Source organism: Leifsonia aquatica, from assembly GCF_014190775.1.
Classification (GTDB): domain Bacteria; phylum Actinomycetota; class Actinomycetes; order Actinomycetales; family Microbacteriaceae; genus Leifsonia; species Leifsonia aquatica.
Map to the genome: position 1 here is coordinate 904,603 of NZ_JACHVP010000001.1, position 20,857 is coordinate 925,459.

Genomic DNA, 20,857 nt, shown 5'->3' on the forward strand with positions numbered 1-20,857 from the left:
ACCGGAGCGGGTCAGAGGTCGATCGCGGCGAGCTTGCCGTCCAGCCCCTCCAGCGCCTCGCCCGCGCGCCGCTCGCAGCGCACGGCAGCTGCGTCGAGCCCGTGCTCGCGGAGGAAGTCCGCGAGCAGCGTGTCGTCGCGGTGCGCCCCCAGCGCATCCTGGACCACCTCCGCCGCTGACGCCAGGCGCACGGCGTCGCGCCCGAGGTCGTCGGTCACGGCCTCCGCCGCGTAGCGCAGCCGACGGGCGGCCTTGCGCGTCGCGTGCCTCTCGTCGAGGGACTCGCCGTGGGCGGCGTGGACGCGCTGCACGGCTTTCGCGAGGCCGTGTCGTGTGATCTTCCGCGGATGCTTCCGCCCGTTCGAGGTGAGCGGAGGATCGGCGACGAACGCCTGGAGGTCGGCCAGCAGCCGGCGCTGCGACCGGCCGCGCAGGTGCTCCAGCAGCGCGGTCGACGCTGAGTCATGATCGGCGCGGGCGCGCACTGCCAGCGCCTCGACGCCGTCGATCACCGTCGGGTCGTCGTCCGCGCGGAGCAGGTCGTCCAGCGCGTCGGCCCTGACCTCCCGGTCGCGTACGTCGCCGAGTCGCGTCCCGAGCGTCTTCAGACGTGCGCGCAGCCGCCGGGTCTCCTCGGGCTCGAACGCCTTCCGGTAGACCGAGAGCACGCTGCGGAGGCGCCGGACGCGCGTCCGTGCCTGGTGCACGGCGTCCTCCCCGCCCGACTCGATCGCCACGAGCTGCTCGGCGAGCTCGGCCGACACCGCCACGAGGGAGAACATGGCCCCACGCTAGCAACTAGTCTGAGTGGCATGGCAGACCGTACCCCCTGGTCCTTGTCGGGCGCCCTCCGCGGGCTGTTCGCCAAGAAGACCATCGACGAGAACACCTGGGACGACCTGGAGGCGGCACTCATCACCGCCGACTTCGGGCCGGACGTGACCGAGGCGATCGTCGACGACCTCCGCGCCAAGGTGGAGCGCTATCACACCATCGACCCCGCCGACCTCCAGCGCATGCTGCGCGAGACGCTCGAGGAGCGGCTCTCCCGGCTCGACACCACCCTGAAGCTCAGCGAGCGCCCCGCGATCGTCCTCGTCGTCGGCGTGAACGGGGTCGGCAAGACCACCACCATCGGCAAGTTCGCCAAGTTCCTGCGCACGTACGACCGCACGGTGGTCGTTGGTGCGGCCGACACCTTCCGCGCCGCCGCGGTCGAGCAGCTCGCCACCTGGGCGGAGCGCGCGGGCGCCTCCATCGTCCGGCCGCAGCAGCAGGGGCAGGACCCGGCCTCGGTCGCGTTCCAGACGGTCGAGAAGGCCAAGAACGACGGCACCGAGATCGTCATCATCGACACCGCCGGCCGCCTGCAGACCAAGGGCGGCCTGATGGACGAACTCTCCAAGATCAAGCGCGTCGTCGAGAAGCAGGCGCCGATCTCGGAGGTGCTGCTCGTGCTCGACGCCACGACCGGGCAGAACGGCCTGGCGCAGGCGGAGGCGTTCCTCGAGCACGCCGGGGTCACCGGCCTCGTGCTCACGAAGCTCGACGGCTCGGCCAAGGGCGGCTTCGTGCTCGCGGTGCAGGAGCGCACCGGGATCCCGATCAAGCTGGTCGGCCAGGGCGAGGGGATCAACGACCTCACCGGCTTCACCCCGCACGTCTTCGCACAGCAGCTGGTCGGCTAGGAGGCACGTCATGGCGATCGAGCACGACTACTTCGGAGTGATCGACGAGACCGCGTCCGGCGGCCTCGCCTGGTCGGACACCGTCGAGATGGCCGACCAGGCCGTGGAGGTGGAGCTGCTGGCCGACGACGAGACGGCCGTCACCGAGTACGCGCTCGACTCGGCCGCCGCGCTGATCCAGGCGCTGGAGGGCTTCGATGCGCGTGCGCGGGATGCGCTCGTCGCCGAGCTCAGCTCGCGACAGTCGGCGACCTCCACGTACATCGACCAGCACGTCGACAGCCTGGGCGAGAGCCTCGTCGACCTCCTGGTGCACAACTCGGGCGACATCGCCGTCGACGTCCTGCGGTCGCTGCAGCTGCTGCACGTCGTCCTCCAGCCGGACGACGCGGGCGAGGACGAGGTCTTCGCCACGTTCGACTACTCGATCAGCCCCGACGACACCGACGCGATCCTGACGGTCGCGTTCGACGTGCGCGGCGACGTCGTGGCGGTCGACACGCAGGGCTGACACTCTGCCGCGCCCGGTAGACTTGTCGGATCATGGCTACTTTCGGCACGCTGTCCGACCGTCTCGCGGACACCTTCAAGAACCTGCGCACCAAGGGCAAGCTGTCGCCGGCGGACGTCGACGGCACCGTCCGTGAGATCCGTCGGGCACTGCTCGACGCCGACGTCGCCCTCGACGTGGTCAAGGAGTTCACCGGCAAGGTCCGTGAGCGTGCGCTGAGCGACGACGTCAACAAGGCGCTCAACCCCGCCCAGCAGGTCGTGCAGATCGTCAACGAGGAGCTCGTCGCCATCCTCGGCGGCGAGCAGCGCCGGCTGCAGTTCGCCAAGAAGCCGCCGACGGTCATCATGCTCGCGGGCCTCCAGGGCGCCGGTAAGACGACTCTCGCCGGCAAGCTCGGCAAGTGGCTCATCAAGGACGGCCACACGCCGCTCCTCGTCGCGGCCGACCTCCAGCGCCCCAACGCCGTGAACCAGCTGCAGATCGTCGGCGAGCAGGCCGGTGTCCCGGTCTACGCGCCCGAGCCGGGCAACGGTGTCGGCAACCCCGTGAAGGTCGCGAAGGACGCGCTGAAGTTCGCCGAGACCAAGCAGTACGACACGGTCGTCATCGACACCGCCGGCCGTCTGGGCGTGGACGCCGAGCTGATGAAGCAGGCCGCCGACATCCGCAAGGCGACCGACCCGGACGAGGTGCTGTTCGTCATCGACGCGATGATCGGTCAGGACGCCGTTGCGACGGCCAAGGCCTTCCAGGACGGCGTCGACTTCACCGGCGTCGTGCTCTCCAAGCTCGACGGCGACGCGCGCGGTGGCGCGGCCCTGTCGGTCGCCTCCATCACCGGTCGCCCGATCATCTTCGCCTCCACCGGCGAGGGGCTGGACGACTTCGAGCCGTTCCACCCCGACCGCATGGCGTCGCGCATCCTCGACCTCGGCGACATCCTCACGCTCATCGAGCAGGCCCAGGAGGCCTTCGACGAGGAGGAGGCGCGCAAGGTCGCCGAGAAGTTCGCGACCGACACCTTCACGCTCGACGACTTCCTCAAGCAGATGCAGCAGCTGCGCAACATGGGCTCCATCAAGAAGATGATGGGCATGCTGCCCGGCGCCGGCGCGATGAAGCAGCAGCTCGACAATTTCGACGAGCGCGAGATCGTGCGCACCGAGGCCATCATCCAGTCGATGACGAAGGCCGAGCGCACCACCCCGAAGCTCCTCAACGGCTCGCGCCGCCTCCGCATCGCGAAGGGCTCCGGCACCACCGTCACCGAGGTCAACCAGCTCGTCAACCGCTTCGAGCAGGCCGCGAAGATGATGAAGACCGTCGCCAAGGGCGGCGTTCCGAACGTCCCCGGCATGGGCCCGATCCCGGGCGCCGGTTTCGGTGGGCGCAAGCCGCAGGCCAAGAAGAAGAAGGGCTCGCGCTCCGGCAACCCGGCGAAGCGCGCGGCGGAGAACGCCGCCCTCGCCTCGGGCGTCGACCCGAACGCCTCGTCGGCGGCCGCGGGGAGCGGCTTCGGGCTCGGCGGCGGGGGAGCGCAGAAGGGCGGGCCCTCCGAGGAGGAGCTGGCCTCGCTGCAGAAGTTCCTGGGCCGCTAGGCGCGAGCGGCGTGAGGCGCTACAGCGTCGCGGCGAGCGGCGCCAGGCGGCTCTCGACGCGGGCGGCGACCGCCCGCTGACCCGCGGCGTTCGGGTGGATCCCGTCCGCCTGCAGCAGGTCGGCCTTGCCCTGGAGCGGGCTGCCGAGGTCGAGGAAGTCCCCGTGGACGTCGCTGACGGCGGCCCGGACGATGTCGTCGACGCGATCCAGGGTGGCGGGCTGGGCGTCGGCTCCCCAGATGCCGGTGATCCCGATGATGTGCGCGTGCGGGAACGTGTCGCGCAGCTCTCCGAGCAGACGGTCGGCGGAGGCCGTCACGGCGGCCGGGTCCTGATCGCGGTCGTTGCGGGTGGCCGCGATGAGGATGAACTGGGGGTGCAGCTTGAGGGCGCTCGCCACTTGATCGCGGTACGTCGTGCCGTTCCAGCCCGCCTTCACGAAGCCTGAACCCGAGACGGCCAGGTCGTCGAGGCGCCATCCGTGCTGCTCCGCCACGATCGCCGGCCAGGACTCGCCGGGGCCGACGCCCTTGCCGAACGCGATGGAGTCCCCGATGGCGACCGCGGACGGGCGCTGCTCCGCCGCCGGAGCGGCAGCGGCCTCGGCCGCGACGGGTCGGGCGGTCGCCGCGCAGCCCACCAGAGCGGTGGCGGCCACGGTCAGGGCGGCGAGGGTGAGCGCGAGCCTCAGAGGGCGACGCGCGCGCGGGCGGGTGATCTGCACGAAGTGCAGGATAGAGCGTCGAAGTTGCGTGAATGCTGAGTGCGGTTCGGCGCGTCCGAACACCCGGTCAGGCGCGGATTCGGGACGATCAGCTCGTCGCTGCCGCCGCGCGTGTCGCTCGCGCCTCCACGAGGTCGTCCAGGCGGCTCAGAGCGACCGCGGCGATGGCCTGCTGGCCGGCGACGGTGGGATGCTCGCCGTCCGCCTGCACGAGGCCGTCCTGCCCGCGGTAGGGCTCGCCCAGATCGATCCAGACGCCGCCGTCCGACGTCACCGCGGTCTCGAGCGCGGCGTCGAGCGGAGCGAGCTCGTCGTCCGAGGCGGCGCCGGAGAGCGCGTCATAGCCGACGATCCTGGCCTGGGGGAGTGCCGCCCGGATCCGGCCGATGGCGGTCGCCATCGCGGCCGAGACGGAGTCCAGGTCCTGGCCGAGGTCGTTGTCGGAGGCGCCGACGAGCACCAGCTGGGCCTTGTCGGCTATCGCTGCGTCCACCTGGGCGTCGAAGGTGTCGCCGCTCGAACCGGTCGCCATGAAGCCGGCGCCGGAGACGCTGAGGTTGTCCAGCGCCCATCGCCGATCGACGGCGAGCAGTTCGGGCCAGGCCTCGCCCGCCGTCAGGCCGAGCCCGGCCTCGATGGAGTCGCCGATCACGGCCACCCGCGCGTGCGCGTCCGGTACGGCCGTTCCGATCGCGGCCAGCGGCACCGTGGAGGAGCATCCGCTCAGCACCAGCGCCCCGACCGTCGCCACGGTGACGGCGGCGGCGAATGCGGCGAGCGGGCGGTGAGCGAACATGCTGCCAGCGTAGGAACGGATCCTATGCGCCCGCTATGGGCGTCCCCGGACGTCGCTGTGCGCGATCATCGGGTCAGTCCGCTGCGCAGCTCGTGGGTCAGCGAGCTGACGACGGCCTGCAGGCTGCCGCCGTTCGCCGCGGCGACGGCGAGCTGTCGCTGATAGCTGGCGCCGCCGTCCAGGATGCGCAGCACGCCTCTCAATTCCTCTTCGCAGCCGAGGCGCTCGGCGGTCGGCTGCAACTCGTCCACGAGCTCGCGCAGCGACTCCGAGACCAGCCGCTCGCTGCCGTCGGGCGCCACGATGATCTCGGCGTCGAGACCGTAGCGCGCGGCGCGCCACTTGTTCTCGCGCACGAACCACGGCTGCAGGGTCACCGGCTCCACGCCCTCGTCGAGATCGCCGGACATCCGGTCGGTCAGGCAGTGGATCAGGGCGGCGACCGCGCCGACCTCGTCGGTCGTGGAGAGCCCGTCGCACGCGCGCATCTCGACAGTGCCCCACTTGGGCGACGGGCGGATGTCCCACCGCACCTCGGAGTGGTCGGTGACGACACCGGTGGTCACCAGATCCTGCACGTACTCCTCGTAGTTGGCCCACGAGCCGAACTGCCAGGGCAGACCGGCGGTGGGCAGCTGCTGGAACATCAGGGCGCGGTTCGAGGCGTATCCGGTGGCGGCGCCCGCCCAGTACGGGCTCGACGCGCTCAGCGCCTGCAGGTGCGGGTAGTAGCTGAGCAGGCCGTTCACGATCGGCAGCGCCTTGTCGCGCTCGTCGACGCCGACGTGCACGTGCACGCCCCAGATCATCATCTGGCGCCCCCACCACTGGGTGCGGTCGAGCAGGCGGTCGTAACGCTCGTTCGGTGTGACCTTCTGGTCGTACCACTGGGCGAAGGGATGCGTCCCCGCGCAGAGCAGTTCCACGCCGAGCGGGTCGGTCACCTCCCGCACCAGCCCGATCAGCTCCTGCAGATCGGCGACCGCCGCGGGCACGGTCCGGTGCACGCGGCTCACCAGCTCCACCGTGTTCAGGAGGAGCTCGTGGGTGATCTGCGGGTGCTCGCGCCCGTCGGGCGTCCCGAGCTCGCGGAGCACCTCGTCGGCGATCTGGACGAGGTCGCCGGTGGCGCCGTCCACGAGGGCGATCTCCCATTCGATGCCGACGGTGGAGCGCTCGGACTCCGAGAATTCGATCTGCAAGGGTGTCGTCCCGTCCGTCCGATTGTTCAAAGCAGGGCAGTATCTGACAGAATAGCTAGTTGAGTTCCGCCTTACCCGACCCTCTATCCGGTTCGGCGGAATACCAATAGACCTCCTGCCGAGTGTGCCCCCACGCCCACGGCAGTCAGTTCGACGAAACGCACTCATCAACACTGGAGAATTGTGGCTGTCAAAATCCGTCTGAAGCGCCTCGGCAAGATCCGCGCTCCCTACTACCGCATCGTCGTCGCCGACTCGCGCACCAAGCGCGACGGTCGCGTCATCGAGGAGATCGGTCTGTACCACCCGACCGAGGAGCCCTCGCGCATCGAGGTCGACTCCGACCGCGCTCAGTACTGGCTCAGCGTCGGCGCTCAGCCGTCCGAGCAGGTGCTCGTGCTCCTCAAGCTCACGGGCGACTGGGGCAAGTTCAAGGGCGACAAGAACGCCGTCTCGACCGTGAAGACGGCCGACGAGAAGGTCGCGTTCGTCGCCGACGACAAGAAGAAGCCCGTCCTCAAGCCGAAGGCCGAGAAGCCGGTCGTCGCCGAGGCCGAGGCCGTCGTCGAGGCCGAGGTCGAGGCCGAGGAGGCCGCTGAGGCCGAGGTCGTCGCCGAGGCCGAAGAGATCGTCGCCGACGCCGACGGCGAGAAGGCGTAACACCTTGCTCGCACCCGCGCTCACGCATCTGGTCAAGGGCATCGTCGACCACCCGGACGACGTGCACGTCGTGGCCAAAGGTTCGCCGCGTGGCGAGGTCCTCGAGATTCGTGTGAATCCCGAGGACCTCGGCCGGGTGATCGGCCGCTCCGGCTGCACGGCCAAGGCGCTCCGCACGCTCGTGTCCGCGCTGGCCGACGGCCGGCGCGTCCGCGTCGACGTCGTCGACGACTGAGGTGGCCGACCACAAGCTGCCCCGCAAGGACGTCGCCCCGCGGCCGGATCAGACCGAGCTCCGCATCGGCCGGCTCACGAAGGCGCATGGGCTCAAGGGAGCCCTCAAGCTGGAGCTGTTCACGGACGAGCCGGAGAAGCGGTTCGTCCCGGGCGCCGAGTTCACCCTCCAGGTGCCCACGGCATCCAAGTGGCACGGCAAGACGCTGAAGCTCATCGAACTGCGCTGGTACAACGGCCACGCGGTCGGGTTCTTCGAGGGCGTCGACGACCGCACGGAGGCCGAGACCCTGGTCAAGGCCATCCTGTGGGTCAGCCAGGACGTCAAGGAGCTCCCCGAGGAGCCGGACGCCTGGTACGACCACCAGCTGGTCGGGCTGAGCGCCGTCCGCGACGGCGATCCGGTCGGCACGGTCGCCCGGGTCGACCACTTCCCGGCGCAGGATCTGCTGGCGATCAAGACCGACGCCGGCGAGGTCCTCGTGCCGTTCGTGAAGGCGATCGTTCCGGAGGTCGACCTGGCCGCCGGAACCGTCACCCTCACCCCGCCGCCCGGGCTCTTCGAAGAGCTCCCGGACGACGAGGAGGCAGAGATGGTCGAAGAGCCGGCGCAAAGCGATGCTCCCGCCGAGGAAGCCGCACCCGAGGAGACGTCCGCCGAGGAGGCTCCCACCGAGGAGGCTCCCACCGAGGAGTCGTCCACCGAGGGCTGATCCCACCACGCACTGCGAAGAGCCCCGACCCGTTGGTCGGGGCTCTTCGCGTGTCAGCCGACGATCGCGAGGCCGCGTGCCCGCAGGCCGCGGGCGTCGGAGCCCAGGGCGTTCGCCAGCCGTTCGTGGGTGGCGACGATGTGCCGGTGGATGTGCTCGGCCGCGGCGTCCGCGTCGCGCGCGGCGACGAGCTCGACGATGCGCCGGTGCTCCTCCCAGGCCGTTCGCCGCGACTCCTCGCTGCGCACCTCCAGCCAGCGGGTGCGGGCCAGCCGGGTCATGGCAGAGTCCACCGAGTCGGCGAAGAAGTGGTTACCGCTGAGGGCGGCGAGCCGGACGTGGAATCCGGTGCCCGCTCCGATCGCGTCCTCGTGCGTGCGCCCGAGGTCGTACCCGCCCAGTCGCTCGGCGAGGGCGGCGATGCCGTCGTCGGACGCGCGCGCGCAGGTCAGTCGCACGGCCGCCGTCTCGAGCGCATCGCGGAGCTCGCTGAGGCGGGCGATCTCACCCAGGTCGATGGGGGAGACCTGCCACGCGCGGCCGTCGCGTTCGACCAGGCCCTCGCTCTCCAGACGCTGAAGGGCGGCCCGCAACGGGGTGCGGGAGACGCCGAGATCGGTCTCCAGCCCGCGCTCGGTGAGGCGGGATCCGGGGACGCGGTCGAGGTCGAGGATCTCGGCGCGCAGGCGTTCGTATGCGGTCGGCTGCTCGGTCATGGAGTCCTCTCGGAACGCGGGGCGCTGCGTCCATACTGGCGTACCGATTTGGCGCACCAGCTTGGTATACCACTAGGGTATACCGCATGATGCCCGTCATTCAACGATCCGGCCTGCGCCAGCCCCGCCCCTGGCTGATGCTCGGCTTCGGCGTCCTCGCCCAGGCGAGCTCCACGGTGTTCGTGTCGACGCCGGCGTTCCTCATCCCGCTCCTGCACAGCGAGCGCGGGCTGAGCCTCGCCCAGGCCGGTCTCCTGGCGTCGGCCCCGACGCTCGGGCTCGTCCTCACCCTGATCGCATGGGGAGCGCTGAGCGACCGGATCGGCGAGCGCTGGGTGATCGCCTCGGGACTGGCGCTCACGGCCCTCGCCGGGTTCGGCGCGATGTTCGTGTCGTCCTACCTCGCGCTCGGCGCGTTCTTCCTGCTCGGCGGGATGGCGGCGGCCAGCCCCAACGCCGCGAGCGGCCGCGTGGTGATCGGCTGGTTCCCGAAGGAGCGCCGCGGACTCGCCATGGGCATCCGCCAGATGTGCCAGCCCCTCGGCGTCGCCATCGCCGCGCTCTCCATCCCGCTGCTCGCAGCCAGCGGGGGGATCGCCGCCGCGCTCGTCGTGCCCACCGTGCTGTGCGCGGTCTCCGCCGTGCTGTGCGCTGTGGGGATCGTCGACCCGCCCCGCCCGCCCCGCACATCGGCGCCGGGGGAGACCCCGCACCGTCAGGCCGCGTGGCGGCCGTACCGTGAGACGTCGTTGCTGTGGCGCATCCACTCGGTCTCCATGCTGCTGGTCGTCCCGCAGTTCACCGTCTCGACGTTCGGGCTGGTGTGGCTGGTGACCCAGCTGCACTTCTCGTCGCTGGCGGCCGGCATCGTGATCGGCGTGAGCCAGTTCGCCGGCGCGATCGGGAGGATCGGGGTGGGCGTGCTGAGCGACCGGGTGGGCAGCCACCTGCGTCCCTTGCGCTGGGTGTCGCTCACCGCCGTCGCGGTGATGCTGCTGATGGCGGCCGCCTCCGCGCTGGGCTCGGTGCCCGCCGCGGTGATCCTGATCGTCGCGGCGATCGTCACCGTGGCCGACAACGGGCTCGCCTACACCTCGGTGGCCGAGATCGCCGGGCCGTTCTGGTCGGGACGCGCGCTCGGCGCGCAGAACACGGGGCAGTTCCTGGCCGCGTCCGTCGTCGGGCCGGCCGTCGGCGGCCTGATCGGCTGGCTCGGCTACCCGGTCGCGTTCGCGCTCGTCGCGCTCTGCCCGGCCGTGGCGACCCCGCTCGTCCCGCGCGATCGGGAGCTGGCCGTCGTGCCCGAATAGACTCGTCTCCATGCGCATCGACATCGTCACGATCTTCCCGACGTTCTTCGATGTGCTGGACATCTCCCTCCTCGGCAAGGCCCGGCAGTCCGGGATCATCGAGCTGGGCGTCCACGATCTGCGCCACCACACCCACGACCGGCACCGCACCGTCGACGACACGCCGTACGGCGGCGGCGCCGGCATGGTGATGAAGCCCGAGCCCTGGGGCGAGGCGCTGGACCACGTCCTCGGCGACGGCGCGGACGATCCGGTCGTGATCTTCCCCTCGCCGGCGGGGGAGGTCTTCACCCAGGCGATCGCGCGCGAGCTCGCCCAGGAGCAGCACCTCGTGTTCGGCTGCGGCCGCTACGAGGGCATCGACCAGCGCGTGTTCGACGACACGGCCGCGCGCGCCCGGGTGCGGCTGATGAGCATCGGGGACTACGTCCTCAACGGCGGCGAAGTGGCCACGATGGCCATGATCGAGGCCGTCGGCCGGCTCATCCCGGGTGTCGTGGGCAACCCGGAGAGCCTGGTGCAGGAGTCGCACGAGGACGGGCTCCTGGAGTACCCGAGCTACACGAAGCCCGCCGAATGGCGCGGCCACGCCGTGCCGCCCGTCCTGCTCTCGGGCAATCACGGCGCGATCGCGACCTGGCGTCACGAGCAGCAGCTCGAGCGCACGCGGCGTGTGCGGCCCGACCTCCTGCCGTAGCCTCCCGCGGCCGCAGCCCTCTGTCTCTTACGGGGCGGAGAGGACCAGCGGGCCGTCCGCAGTGATGGCGACGGTGTGCTCGGAGTGGGCGCCGCGCGAGCCATCCGCGCTGCGGAGGGTCCAGCCGTCCGGGTCCGTGAAGATCTCGTCCGTGGTCTCGAGGAACCACGGCTCGATCGCGATGACGAGGCCCGGCTTCAGCGGGAACCCGCGGCCGGCGCGGCCGTCGTTGGGCACGTGCGGGTCGCCGTGCATGGTGCGCCCGACGCCGTGACCGCCGAACTGCGTGTTGATCGAGTAGCCCTCCGCGTGCGCCACCGCGGCGATCGCGGCCGAGATGTCGCCGATCCGGCCGCCGGGCTGCGCGGCGGCGATGCCGGCCGTGAGGGCACGGCGAGTGGTGTCGATGAGGCGCAGATCCTCGTCGCGCGCCGAGCCCACCACGATCGAGACGGCCGAGTCGGCGACCCAGCCGTCGACGCTCGCCGCGAAGTCCAGGCTCAGGAGGTCGCCGTCGCGGAGGCGGTAGTCGTGCGGGAGGCCGTGCAGCACCGCGTCGTTCACCGAGGTGCAGATCACCTTGCCGAACGGGCTGGCGCCGAACGAGGGGTGGTAGTCGATGTAGCAGGACTCCGCACCGCGGCGGCGGATGAGGTCGTGGGCGATGCGGTCGAGCTCCAGGAGGTTGACGCCGACTTTCGCGGCGGCAGCGGTCTCGGCCAGCACCTCGGCCACGAACCGGCCGGCGGGTCGCATCTGCTCGATCTCGGCGGGGGTCCTCAGCTCGATCACGGGTGCGTCCTCCTCCAGTCGCGGCGCGCGTCGTGCGCCCGGTGCGTCCCAGTCTTCCACGGGGTTTCGGCCCTCGGCGAACCCGCAGCCGCTGCACAGGCGCGCGCGGCTACGCTGGTCGCGTGATCATCCGCAAGGCGTTCTACTGGTGGCTCTTCCCGTCCGCCGTGGTGCTTCCGGTGTGGCTGCTGATCGGCTGGGCGGCGTTCAGCCAGGGGAGCGGTTGGAGCTTTTTCGGCCTGCTGATCCTGTGCCCGATCCTCTTCCTCGCCCAGCTCGCCGTCAGCGGCATCACCGTCGCCCGGCGCAGCGCGCGGGATGTGCGCGCGGTCTCCTGGGCCGATGTCGCCCTGCTGACGGGCTGGCACGCCTCCGTCATCGCGTTCGGCTTCTTCCCGGCGGGCGCCTCCGGCTGGCTGGCCGTCCTCGCGGTCGTGTTCTTCCTCGGCACCTTCTGGCTCGTCCTCTGGGAGCTGGTCACCGACATGCGGGCGCGCGTCCAGGAGACGTTCGCCGCCTACGAGCGCGCGGCGCAGCCGCAGCAGGTGCGCCGGCCCGAGCCTCCCCTCGACAGCGTGGAGTACATCGTCGTCGAAGAACGGCACGACGAGCAGCGCTGACCGGCGACCGGCCTGCTTTGGCGATCGAGGGGTCGGCATGGCAGAATTGTTGATTGTGCCGCGGCCAGGCTCTGCCACAGGGGAGCCAGCATCTCTCGCGCACACCCCAACCGAATGATCGTCCGTCTCCGCGTGAGCGCGAGGCGGCCCTGAATCCGTCCCCGACCTGTCGGCGGGTACAGAGAGTGAATATCCATGCATATCCTCGACCACGTGGACGCCGCGTCCCTCAAGTCAGACATCCCCGCGTTCCGCGCCGGCGACACCGTCAAGGTGCACGTCAACATCATCGAAGGCACGCGCTCGCGTGTCCAGGTCTTCCAGGGCGTCGTCATCGGCCGCTCGGGCGAAGGCGTCCGCGAGACCTTCACGGTCCGCAAGATCAGCTTCCAGGTCGGCGTCGAGCGCACCTTCCCGGTCCACTCGCCGGTCATCGACAAGATCGAGGTCGTCACCCGCGGTGACGTCCGTCGCGCCAAGCTCTACTACCTGCGCGAGCTGCGCGGCAAGAAGGCGAAGATCAAGGAGAAGCGCGACAACTGAGCTGCTCCCAGCAGCGACTCGCGCGGCACTCCGTAGCCGTCGTCCTGAGCTCCCGGTCCTACACTGGACCGGGAGTTCAGGCGGTTAAATGACGGAAGAGACGGTACCCACCGGCGCACAGCAGGCGTCAGGGGGAGAGCGCGATCGGCAGCGCTCGGTGCTGAGGTACGTCCGTGACATCGCTGTGATCGTGGTGGTCGCGCTGCTGGTCTCCTTCCTGGTCAAGACGTTCGTCGTCCGCTCGTTCTACATCCCCTCCGGATCGATGGAGAACACGCTGCAGATCCAGGACAAGATCATCGTCAACGAGTTGCAGCCGTCGTTGTTCCCGCTCGCGCGCGGCGATGTCGTCGTGTTCCGAGACCCGGGAGGCTGGCTGCCGAAGGCACCGCCGACCAGGCAGAACGCGATCGGGCAGGCCGTGGACACGGCGCTGACCTTCGTGGGCCTCTCCGCCTCCGACAGCGACGACCACCTCGTCAAGCGGATCATCGGCCTGCCGGGCGACCGGGTCGCGTGCTGCACCGCCGGCGGACGGTTGACGGTGAACGGCGTCGCGATCGACGAGCCCTACATCGAAGTCCCAGCCGGTCAGACCGACGCGGCCACGCTCGCGTTCGACGTCACCGTGCCGAAGGGCGAGCTGTGGGTCATGGGCGACAACCGGTACGACTCGCAGGACTCGTCCCGCAACCAGGCGCTCCCGGGGCACGGGTTCGTGCCCCTCGCGAACGTGGTCGGGCGCGCGTTCGTGATCAGCTGGCCTGCCAGCCGATGGACGTGGTTGGACGACTATCCTGAAGTCTTCGCACGTGTGGAGGAGAAGTCAGGATGATGGCCCCGGTGACGCCCACTCTCCGGTTCGAGAAGGCGCTGTACCGCGACGGCGTGACGTCGATCGTCGCGGTGGACGAGGTCGGCCGCGGAGCCCTCGCCGGCCCGGTGGCGGTCGGGATGGTCGTGATCGACACCGCGGTGAAGCGCATCCCGGTCGGGCTGCGCGACTCGAAGCTGCTGCCCGAGCCGGCGCGGGAGGCGCTCGACCCGGCCTGCCGTCGCTGGGCGATGTTCCACGCGGTCGGCCTTGCGTCTGCCGCGGAGGTCGACTCCCTCGGCATCATGAAGTGCCTGGGGCTCGCCGGCGCCCGCGCGCTCGCCCAGCTGGAGGAGCAGGGCGCCCAGGTGCGCGACAGCACGCTCATCCTCGACGGCAACTACGACTACCTCAACCCGTCCCTGATGCGGCCCGCCCGTGTCGTCACCCGGATCAAGGCCGACCGCGACTGCGCGTCGGTGGCGGCCGCGTCCGTCATCGCCAAGGTGCACAGGGACCGGCTCATGATCCAGCACGACACGGAGTATCCGGGCTACGGCTGGGCGAGCAACAAAGGCTATTCGTCGCGCGAGCATTTCGCGGCGCTGTCCGAGCTCGGGCCGAGCGCACTGCACCGTCTCACCTGGCTGAAGGACACCGCGACGCTCGACATTCCGTTCTGAGGCCCGGACCGGCATAGACTTGACGAACGATGGATGAAGACGAGTTCGACGACTACGACCGCGAGGTCGAGTTGGCTTTGTATCGCGAGTACCGGGACGTCGTCTCGCAGTTCAAGTACGTGATCGAGACGGAGCGCCGCTTCTACCTCGCGAACGAGGTGGAGTTCGTGCGCCGGGACACCGAGCACGACTTCTACTTCGAGCTGACGATGAACGACGTGTGGGTGTGGGACGTGTACCGTGCCGACCGCTTCGTGAAGTCGGTGCGGGTGCTGACGTTCAAGGACGTCAACATCGAGGAGCTCTCGAGCAAGGAGTTCGAGCTCCCCAAGGAGCTCGCGCTCGACGAGTAGCGCGTTCCGCTCCACACCTCGCGCCGAGCTGCGCTCTCTCCACTGATCTTCGTTTCCGCGCCCGCCCGGGGCTCCCTCCACCGAGGCTGGTGGCGGGAGGAACACATGGCAGAGAAGGACGAACTCGGTCGCCGCGGTGAAGTGGTGGCGGCGAAGTGGCTCGAGGCGGCGGGGTGCGTCGTGCTCCAGCGCAATTGGCGGTGCAGGGCGGGGGAGATCGACCTCGTCGTGCGCGAGGGCGCCGCGACGGTGTTCGTCGAGGTGAAGACGCGCACATCGGTCGCGTACGGTCATCCGTTCGAGGCGATCACCGCGGCCAAACGAGCGCGACTGCGGCGGCTGGTCGCCGAGTGGTGCCAGGCGAACGGACCGGTCTCGGGAGCGATCAGGATCGACGCGGTCGCCGTGATCGACGCGTGGAGCAGCGAGCCGGCGATCGAGCACCTGCGCGGGGTGGCGTGATGGCGCTCGCTCGGGCGTTCGCCGTCGCGCTGACCGGGGTCCGCGGCGACATCGTCGAGGTCGAGGCCGACATCTCCGCCGGGCTCCCGGCGTTCGTCCTCATCGGGTTGCCGGATGCCGCTCTCGGCGAGTCGCGCAAGCGGGTGAGTGCGGCAGCGGTCAACGCGGGGAGCCCGCTCACCCAGCGCAAGCTCACCGTCAACCTGTCGCCGGCATCGCTGCGCAAACAGGGCAGCGGGTTCGACCTGGCCATCGCGATCGCCGCGCTGGCCGCCGCGGGCGACGTCCCGGCGGAGTCGGCTTCGCGTGCCGTCCATCTGGGCGAGCTGGGCCTGGACGGGCGCCTTCGCCCCGTGCCCGGAGTGCTGCCGGCCGTGCTTGCCGCGCGCGACGCCGGGTTCCGGCGCGTCCTCGTCCCGACCGCGAACTCGGCGGAGGCGGAACTCGTCGACGGCGTGGATGTCGTGGCGGTTGCAGGACTGCGCGCCGCAGCGATCGCCCACGGCGCCGAACTCGATCCGATCGACCTCGACCCCGTCGAGGGGTCCGCCCTCGACGCGGCCGAGCCGGACGAACCGGACCTCGCCGATGTCGCCGGCAACGACGAAGCGGTGGACGCCCTCGTCGCGGCCGCCGCGGGCGGGCACCACGTCGCCATGGTCGGGCCGCCGGGAGCGGGTAAGACGATGCTCGCCCGGCGTCTCCCTTCGTTGTTGCCGGACCTGACGGGCGCCGAGGCGCTGGAGTCCACCTCCATCCGCTCGCTCGCCGGACTCGGGATCGGCGGCGGGCTCGTGCGTCGTCCGCCGTTCGAAGCGCCCCACCACACCGCCAGTGCCGTCTCGCTCGTCGGTGGCGGGAGCGGGCGCATCGTTCCCGGCGCCATCGTCCGGGCGACCAATGGCGTGCTCTTCCTCGACGAAGCGGCGGAGTTCCCGCCCTCCGTCCTCGACGCGCTGCGGCAGCCCCTCGAATCGGGAGCGGTCAGCATCCACCGGGCGAGCGGCGCCGCGACGTTCCCCGCCCGCTTCCAGCTCGTGCTGGCCTCGAACCCGTGCCCGTGCGGGCGCTACGGTTCCGTGGACGAGGAGTGCACCTGCACCCCGATCGCCCGCCGCCGCTACCTGGCGCGGATGTCGGGTCCGTTGCTCGATCGGGTCGACATCCACCTCACGGTGCGGCGGCTCGGGCTGGCCGCTCTGCGCTCCGGCGCCGACGGGGAGTGTGCCGCACGGACCAGTGCGGTCCTCCGAGAGCGCGTGGAGGCAGCACGTCAGGTCGCCCGGTCCCGCCTCGCGGGCACGGGATGGCGGCGCAACGCCGATGTGGCGGGCACGTGGCTGCGGGCGGGCGCACGCCGGATCGGGCCGGCAGCGATCGGCCCGCTGGACCGCGCCCTGGAGCGGGGTGCGATCACGATGCGCGGGTACGACCGCGCGCTCCGGCTGGCGTGGACCCTCGCCGATCTCGACGGCGCCGCGGGACCGTCCGCGGACCACATCGGTCGTGCACTGTTCCTGCGCAGGGGGATCGGCGCATGAGCGGCGTCGCAACGTTCGCGGGCATCCCGCACCGTACGATCGCAGAACTTCTGGCGGTCGTCTCGGCGGGAGCGGTGGAGGGCGGACCGTCCTCCGAGCGAGCGGCGCTCGAGGCGGAATTCGCCCGGGTGTCGCTCGGCACCATGATCGAACCCGGCGATACCGATGCCGGCGCGCTCGTGAACGCCCTCGGTCCCGCGGCGGCGCTCCTCTGCGTCGTCGACGAGCTGGATGGTCGAGAGGTGCTCGGCCGCATCGGAGGCGACGCATCCAGCGCTCGTCAGCGTGCGCGGATGACGGACGCCCTGACGCGCTGGCGTGCGAAGGGATCGCCGGAGACCGGGGTGAGAGCGCTCGAGATGGCGGCGCACGTGGGCGCTCGTCTTCTCACACCCGAGGCGACCGGATGGCCCGAGGGGCTGTCCGCACTGGGCGCAGGCGAGCCTCTCGCCCTCTGGCTCCGTGGGGACCCGGAGCGGCTCACGGCGCTGGAGCGGTCCGTCTCCCTCGTCGGTGCCCGCGCCGCGACCGGGTACGGCGAGCACGTCGCCATGGAGAGCGCGGCCGGTCTCGGGGACCGGGGCTTCGCCATCGTGTCGGGCGGTGCGTACGGGATCGACGGTGCCGCGCACCGCGCGGCGGTCGCCAGCGGGCACGTGACCGTCGCGTTCCTCGCCGGGGGAGTGGACCGCCTCTATCCGGCCGGCCACAGCGACCTTCTGCGCCGGGTCGCCGAGACCGGGCTCCTCGTCGGCGAGCTGCCGTGCGGCTCGACACCGACGCGATGGCGTTTCCTGATGCGCAACCGGCTCATCGCCGCCGTCAGCGGCGCGACGATCGTCGTCGAGGCCGGCCACCGCTCCGGCTCCCTCAACACCGCCGGGCACGCCGCCGAGATCGGTCGGCCGCTCGGCGCTGTACCCGGTCCGGTGACCTCGCCGGCGTCGGCGGGCTGCCACCGCCTCATCCGCGAATACGCCGCGACCTGTGTCACCACGGTCGATGAGATGGCCGAGCTCGCCGACCCGCTGGGCGCGTCGGGTGTGCCGGACGACGGGGACGATGCCGACGGGTCGGGCAGCAGCGCGGACGACCGCGCCGTGCTCGCCGCTGCGTCCATCCGCGGCGGTCGCGAGACGGACGAGCTGGCGCAGGTGACAGGGCTCGCACTCCCTGCGGTGGTCGCCGCGCTCGGGCGCCTCAGCCTCTCCGGCGCCGTCCGCTCCACCGTGACGGGCTGGGAGGCCACCCGGTGACGCCGACAGGGCTAGCCCGCGACCAGTTCCCAGGCGACGACACCCGCGAGGCAGAGGTAGACCACTCCCGCCGCGACGCTCAGCGTTCGGCCTGCGGACGGCTTGGCGGCCAGGCGGCGCTGGAGCGTGCTGGCCAGGAGGCCGACGGCCGTGTCCACGATGTAGCCGATGAGCATGAAGCAGAGGCCGAGCACGATGAACTGCGCGACGCTCGACGTGGCCGAGCCCAGAAACTGCGGGAGGAAGGCCAGGAAGAACAACGCCATCTTCGGGTTGGTGAGATTCACCACGAGCCCCTGGCGGAACCAGCGCGTCGTGCGCGGGCTGGCCGCGAACGACGCGCCGCGGCGCGCATCGAGGAATGCTCGGGCGGACAACCAGATCAGATAGACGCCGCCCACGACGCGGATCACGCCTAATGACCACGGATACTGGCGGACGAGTTCTCCGACTCCGGCCGCGACGACCACGGAGTAGACCAGCACGCCGAGGGCGACCCCGGCCGAGGCGCGCAGCGCTGCGCCCCGGCCTCCCGTGATGCCGACCGCGAGCATGTACGCCATGTCGGTGCCCGGTGCGATGCAGATGAACAGGCTGGCAAGGAGGAAGACAGGGATGACCGTGACGTCGATCACGGCGAGAGCGCCGCGCCGGCGGCGGGGTTCTGATGCCGATGCCGGTCGACGCGCGCACGGTTGCCGCACCCCGGACTGCACCACCGCTGGTTGCGCCGCGACCGATGGAAGATCTGACCGCAGCCGGGAGCCTCGCACACCGCGATCGCCGCCAGATCATCGCGGGCGAGGAGGTCGACGGTCGCCGCCGCCAGAACGCCGAGAAGGGCCGGGAAGCCGGTCCCGGCCGCCAACCGGCTCGCGCCGGCACCGGTCCCGCTCCCGAGAAGCCTCGTCACGCCGGCCGCGACGACACGGTCGTTGATGAGGTCCACATCGTCGGCGTCGAGGTCGGCGTGCAGCGCGGCCGCGTGCAAGAGCCGACTTGTGGCGTCCCGCTGCGCCACGACCACGGCGAGGTCCACCCGGTCGCCGGCGAGAGCGGGCAACCAGGCCGGCTCGGCGTCGACCCAGCCCAGGAACTCGTCGACGGTGCCGATGAGCTCCTCCCGGTGATCGCCCAGGCCGATCGTCGTATTGACGAAGTCGACGGCCAGATGGTCGCCCAGCCACATCCAACGTCTGCGAGGAATCACCCCGACATCATGACCCCGTAATGCCAAGTTGTGCAAAAACCATTACACGGAACGGATCAGCGAGGGTCGCTGCAGCCGAGGCACGCAGACGCGGGGGATGCTGGAGGAGTGCAACTCCCGGACGCGATCGACGGGTACGCGCGCCACCTCCAGGTCGAGCGCGGGTACTCCGCTCAGACGGTGCGCGCCTACCGGTCCGACCTGGCGGCGCTCGCCGCGTTCGCCGCCGAACGCACGGTGGCGGACACGGACGGACTCACCCTCGACGTGCTGCGCGACTGGCTCTGGGAGGGATCCCAGCGCGGTCTCGCCAAAGCCACGCTCGCGCGACGCTCCGCGACAGCGCGCGGGTTCAGCGCCTGGGTGACCCGCACCGGAGGCGAGACCGTGGACCCCGCCGCGCGCCTCCGGGCACCCCGGGCGGACAAGACCCTCCCGCGCGTCATCACGCGGGCGCAGATGGACGAGCTCCTGGCAGCGCTCGCCGCCCTCGCAGCCGACGGCGATCCGGGCGCGTTGCGCGACCTGACCGTCATCGAGCTGCTCTACGCCACGGGCGTGCGCGTATCCGAGCTGACCGGGCTCGACGTGGACGACGTCGACCTCGACCGGCTCACGGTGCGCGTGCTGGGCAAGGGTGCGAAAGAACGCGTCGTCCCGTTCGGCGTGCCCGCCCGCAACATCCTCCGCCGTTACCTCGCGGAGGCGCGGCCGGCCCTCGCCGTCGCGCGCTCCGGACCGGCGCTGCTGCTCGGTGCGCGCGGCGGTCGCCTCGGCACCCGCGCCGTCTACGAACTCGTCGCCGGGCTGCTCGAGGGGATCCCGGGATCAGGTCCGGCGGGACCGCACGCCCTCCGCCACACCGCAGCCACGCACCTCCTGGACGGAGGCGCGGACCTGCGCGCCGTGCAGGAGATCCTCGGCCACGCCAGCCTCGGCACCACCCAGATCTACACGCACGTCTCCACGGAGCGGCTCAAGGAGAGCTACCGGATCGCGCACCCGCGCGCCTGATACGCCCGCCTCTGACACTCGCGTCACCCGTCGCGGCCGAGGGGCAGCAGCACCGACGGCGGCACCCGGTCGAAGAACAGCAGCGGCGAGACGTAGGCGCCGTCCACCCGCACACCGACGTGGAGGCACGAGTCGCCGCAGTGTCCACCCGATGCCAGGAGGCCGATCACAGCGCCGCGCGCGACGGACTGACCGGCGATGAGGTCCGTCGCCAGCGGCTCGTAGCTCGAGAGCACGCCGCCGCCGTGGTCCAGCGTGAGTACCGGCCGGTCCACGACGACCCCGGCGAACCGGACCGTCGCATCGGCCGGCGCCGTCACGTGCAGCTCGGGCGTCGCGGCCAGGTCGATGCCGCGGTGCCCGGCGGCGTACGGCGTCGGGGGAGCGGCGTAGGCGCCGACCACCTGGGGTGGCATGACCGGCCATGCCCATCGCGGCGCGGAGCCGGGCACGGCGGCGCGCGCCGGCGTCCACGGGGCCTGAGCGGGCTCGGGTGCCGCGCGCGCAACGGCAGGACCGGGCGCGAGCACGGCCGCGGCGCCCGACGGCGCACCGGTCACCACCACCCCCGCCACGAGCAAGCCGAGAGCCCGCATCCGCCACGCCCGCACCCGCCACGCCCGCACCCGCCACGCCCGCACCCGCCACGCCCGTACCCGCCGGGCCGCACCGCCCACGATCTCCCTGCCCCGTCGTCCCATCGCTCGCCCCTCCCGT

Annotated in this window: 26 protein-coding genes; 17 read left to right on the forward strand and 9 right to left on the reverse strand. The window is 71.3% G+C overall.

From position 1 onward, the window contains the following. Positions 1–11: 11 nt before the first annotated feature. Positions 12–782, reverse strand: a complete 771-nt coding sequence (locus FHX33_RS04300) for a CHAD domain-containing protein (RefSeq protein WP_021763466.1) — start codon at positions 780–782, stop codon at positions 12–14. A gap of 30 nt (positions 783–812) precedes the next feature. Here FHX33_RS04300 and ftsY point away from each other — a divergent pair, with 30 nt between their 5' ends. The 3 genes from ftsY to ffh are packed head-to-tail and all read left to right on the forward strand — an operon-like array spanning position 813 to position 3,800. Beyond that, positions 813–1,688, forward strand: coding sequence for a signal recognition particle-docking protein FtsY (ftsY, locus tag FHX33_RS04305; protein WP_021763465.1), 876 nt, complete (start codon positions 813–815; stop codon positions 1,686–1,688). Between the two features lie 10 nt (positions 1,689–1,698). After that, on the forward strand, positions 1,699–2,199 hold the full coding sequence (locus tag FHX33_RS04310) for a DUF2004 domain-containing protein (RefSeq protein ID WP_021763464.1): 501 nt from the start codon (positions 1,699–1,701) through the stop codon (positions 2,197–2,199). Positions 2,200–2,231: 32 nt separating this feature from the next. Then, entirely contained in the window at positions 2,232–3,800 is a 1,569-nt protein-coding gene (gene ffh, locus FHX33_RS04315; RefSeq protein WP_021763463.1) for a signal recognition particle protein, read from the forward strand. A gap of 19 nt (positions 3,801–3,819) precedes the next feature. Here the strand turns inward: ffh and FHX33_RS04320 are convergent, their stop codons facing one another. The 3 genes from FHX33_RS04320 to FHX33_RS04330 form a co-directional block, all read right to left on the reverse strand. Beyond that, the gene (locus FHX33_RS04320; RefSeq protein ID WP_183428201.1) at positions 3,820–4,524 is read right to left on the reverse strand and encodes a GDSL-type esterase/lipase family protein; all 705 of its coding nucleotides are present in this window, start codon (positions 4,522–4,524) and stop codon (positions 3,820–3,822) included. An 88-nt stretch (positions 4,525–4,612) separates the two neighbouring features. Further along, positions 4,613–5,320, reverse strand: a complete 708-nt coding sequence (locus tag FHX33_RS04325) for an SGNH/GDSL hydrolase family protein (RefSeq protein ID WP_021758172.1) — start codon at positions 5,318–5,320, stop codon at positions 4,613–4,615. Positions 5,321–5,385: 65 nt separating this feature from the next. After that, positions 5,386–6,522, reverse strand: a complete 1,137-nt coding sequence (locus tag FHX33_RS04330) for a glutamate--cysteine ligase (protein WP_021758173.1) — start codon at positions 6,520–6,522, stop codon at positions 5,386–5,388. 183 nt (positions 6,523–6,705) lie between these two features. Here FHX33_RS04330 and rpsP point away from each other — a divergent pair, with 183 nt between their 5' ends. Genes rpsP through rimM form a run of 3 tightly spaced genes read left to right on the forward strand, consistent with a single transcriptional unit; the run spans position 6,706 to position 8,129 of the window. Further along, positions 6,706–7,182 (forward strand): 30S ribosomal protein S16, encoded by a 477-nt coding sequence (rpsP, locus tag FHX33_RS04335; RefSeq protein WP_021758174.1) that lies wholly within the window; start codon positions 6,706–6,708, stop codon positions 7,180–7,182. A 4-nt stretch (positions 7,183–7,186) separates the two neighbouring features. Further along, positions 7,187–7,417, forward strand: coding sequence for an RNA-binding protein (locus tag FHX33_RS04340; RefSeq protein WP_183428202.1), 231 nt, complete (start codon positions 7,187–7,189; stop codon positions 7,415–7,417). A gap of 1 nt (position 7,418) precedes the next feature. Beyond that, positions 7,419–8,129, forward strand: a complete 711-nt coding sequence (gene rimM / locus FHX33_RS04345; protein WP_021758176.1) for a ribosome maturation factor RimM — start codon at positions 7,419–7,421, stop codon at positions 8,127–8,129. Between the two features lie 53 nt (positions 8,130–8,182). Here the strand turns inward: rimM and FHX33_RS04350 are convergent, their stop codons facing one another. After that, positions 8,183–8,845 (reverse strand): GntR family transcriptional regulator, encoded by a 663-nt coding sequence (locus FHX33_RS04350; protein ID WP_021758177.1) that lies wholly within the window; start codon positions 8,843–8,845, stop codon positions 8,183–8,185. Between the two features lie 89 nt (positions 8,846–8,934). Between FHX33_RS04350 and FHX33_RS04355 the strand changes: the two genes are divergently transcribed. Both FHX33_RS04355 and trmD read left to right on the forward strand, forming a co-directional pair. Continuing rightward, positions 8,935–10,155: an MFS transporter gene (locus FHX33_RS04355; RefSeq protein WP_039921131.1), complete on the forward strand. Its 1,221-nt coding sequence runs from the start codon at positions 8,935–8,937 to the stop codon at positions 10,153–10,155. A 10-nt stretch (positions 10,156–10,165) separates the two neighbouring features. Next, the gene (gene trmD / locus FHX33_RS04360; RefSeq protein ID WP_021758179.1) at positions 10,166–10,852 is read left to right on the forward strand and encodes a tRNA (guanosine(37)-N1)-methyltransferase TrmD; all 687 of its coding nucleotides are present in this window, start codon (positions 10,166–10,168) and stop codon (positions 10,850–10,852) included. A gap of 27 nt (positions 10,853–10,879) precedes the next feature. Here the strand turns inward: trmD and map are convergent, their stop codons facing one another. Next, on the reverse strand, positions 10,880–11,644 hold the full coding sequence (gene map / locus FHX33_RS04365) for a type I methionyl aminopeptidase (protein ID WP_021758180.1): 765 nt from the start codon (positions 11,642–11,644) through the stop codon (positions 10,880–10,882). Between the two features lie 122 nt (positions 11,645–11,766). Here map and FHX33_RS04370 point away from each other — a divergent pair, with 122 nt between their 5' ends. From FHX33_RS04370 to dprA, 8 genes are all read left to right on the forward strand, one after another. Further along, positions 11,767–12,264 carry a hypothetical protein gene (locus FHX33_RS04370; RefSeq protein ID WP_021758181.1) on the forward strand — a complete coding sequence of 166 codons (498 nt, stop codon included), beginning with the start codon at positions 11,767–11,769 and terminating at the stop codon, positions 12,262–12,264. Between the two features lie 195 nt (positions 12,265–12,459). Then, the gene (gene rplS / locus FHX33_RS04375; protein ID WP_021758182.1) at positions 12,460–12,807 is read left to right on the forward strand and encodes a 50S ribosomal protein L19; all 348 of its coding nucleotides are present in this window, start codon (positions 12,460–12,462) and stop codon (positions 12,805–12,807) included. 88 nt (positions 12,808–12,895) lie between these two features. Then, the gene (gene lepB, locus FHX33_RS04380) at positions 12,896–13,642 is read left to right on the forward strand and encodes a signal peptidase I (RefSeq protein WP_021758183.1); all 747 of its coding nucleotides are present in this window, start codon (positions 12,896–12,898) and stop codon (positions 13,640–13,642) included. Beyond that, positions 13,642–14,304: a ribonuclease HII gene (locus FHX33_RS04385; protein WP_039921122.1), complete on the forward strand. Its 663-nt coding sequence runs from the start codon at positions 13,642–13,644 to the stop codon at positions 14,302–14,304. The genes lepB and FHX33_RS04385 overlap by 1 nt, the downstream gene beginning before the upstream one ends. 29 nt (positions 14,305–14,333) lie before the next feature. Next, positions 14,334–14,657, forward strand: coding sequence for a DUF2469 family protein (locus FHX33_RS04390; RefSeq protein ID WP_018190696.1), 324 nt, complete (start codon positions 14,334–14,336; stop codon positions 14,655–14,657). 105 nt (positions 14,658–14,762) lie between these two features. Then, on the forward strand, positions 14,763–15,119 hold the full coding sequence (locus FHX33_RS04395) for a YraN family protein (RefSeq protein WP_021758185.1): 357 nt from the start codon (positions 14,763–14,765) through the stop codon (positions 15,117–15,119). Continuing rightward, entirely contained in the window at positions 15,119–16,660 is a 1,542-nt protein-coding gene (locus FHX33_RS04400; RefSeq protein WP_183428203.1) for a YifB family Mg chelatase-like AAA ATPase, read from the forward strand. The genes FHX33_RS04395 and FHX33_RS04400 overlap by 1 nt, the downstream gene beginning before the upstream one ends. Next, the gene (gene dprA, locus FHX33_RS04405; RefSeq protein ID WP_021765078.1) at positions 16,657–17,916 is read left to right on the forward strand and encodes a DNA-processing protein DprA; all 1,260 of its coding nucleotides are present in this window, start codon (positions 16,657–16,659) and stop codon (positions 17,914–17,916) included. The genes FHX33_RS04400 and dprA overlap by 4 nt, the downstream gene beginning before the upstream one ends. Positions 17,917–17,927: 11 nt before the next feature. On the opposite strand, the gene FHX33_RS04410 is transcribed toward dprA, so the two are convergent. Further along, complete coding sequence (locus tag FHX33_RS04410) at positions 17,928–18,551, reverse strand: LysE family translocator (protein ID WP_021765079.1); 624 nt, start codon at positions 18,549–18,551, stop codon at positions 17,928–17,930. Next, on the reverse strand, positions 18,548–19,126 hold the full coding sequence (locus FHX33_RS04415; protein WP_183428204.1) for an ABATE domain-containing protein: 579 nt from the start codon (positions 19,124–19,126) through the stop codon (positions 18,548–18,550). Before FHX33_RS04415 ends, FHX33_RS04410 begins: the two co-directional genes overlap by 4 nt. Positions 19,127–19,234: 108 nt before the next feature. Here FHX33_RS04415 and FHX33_RS04420 point away from each other — a divergent pair, with 108 nt between their 5' ends. Continuing rightward, the gene (locus FHX33_RS04420) at positions 19,235–20,140 is read left to right on the forward strand and encodes a tyrosine recombinase (protein WP_183428205.1); all 906 of its coding nucleotides are present in this window, start codon (positions 19,235–19,237) and stop codon (positions 20,138–20,140) included. Positions 20,141–20,163: 23 nt separating this feature from the next. Here FHX33_RS04420 and FHX33_RS04425 read toward each other — a convergent pair whose 3' ends face one another. Next, positions 20,164–20,841 (reverse strand): murein hydrolase activator EnvC family protein, encoded by a 678-nt coding sequence (locus FHX33_RS04425; protein WP_246396871.1) that lies wholly within the window; start codon positions 20,839–20,841, stop codon positions 20,164–20,166. Between the last annotated feature and the right edge of the window lie 16 nt (positions 20,842–20,857).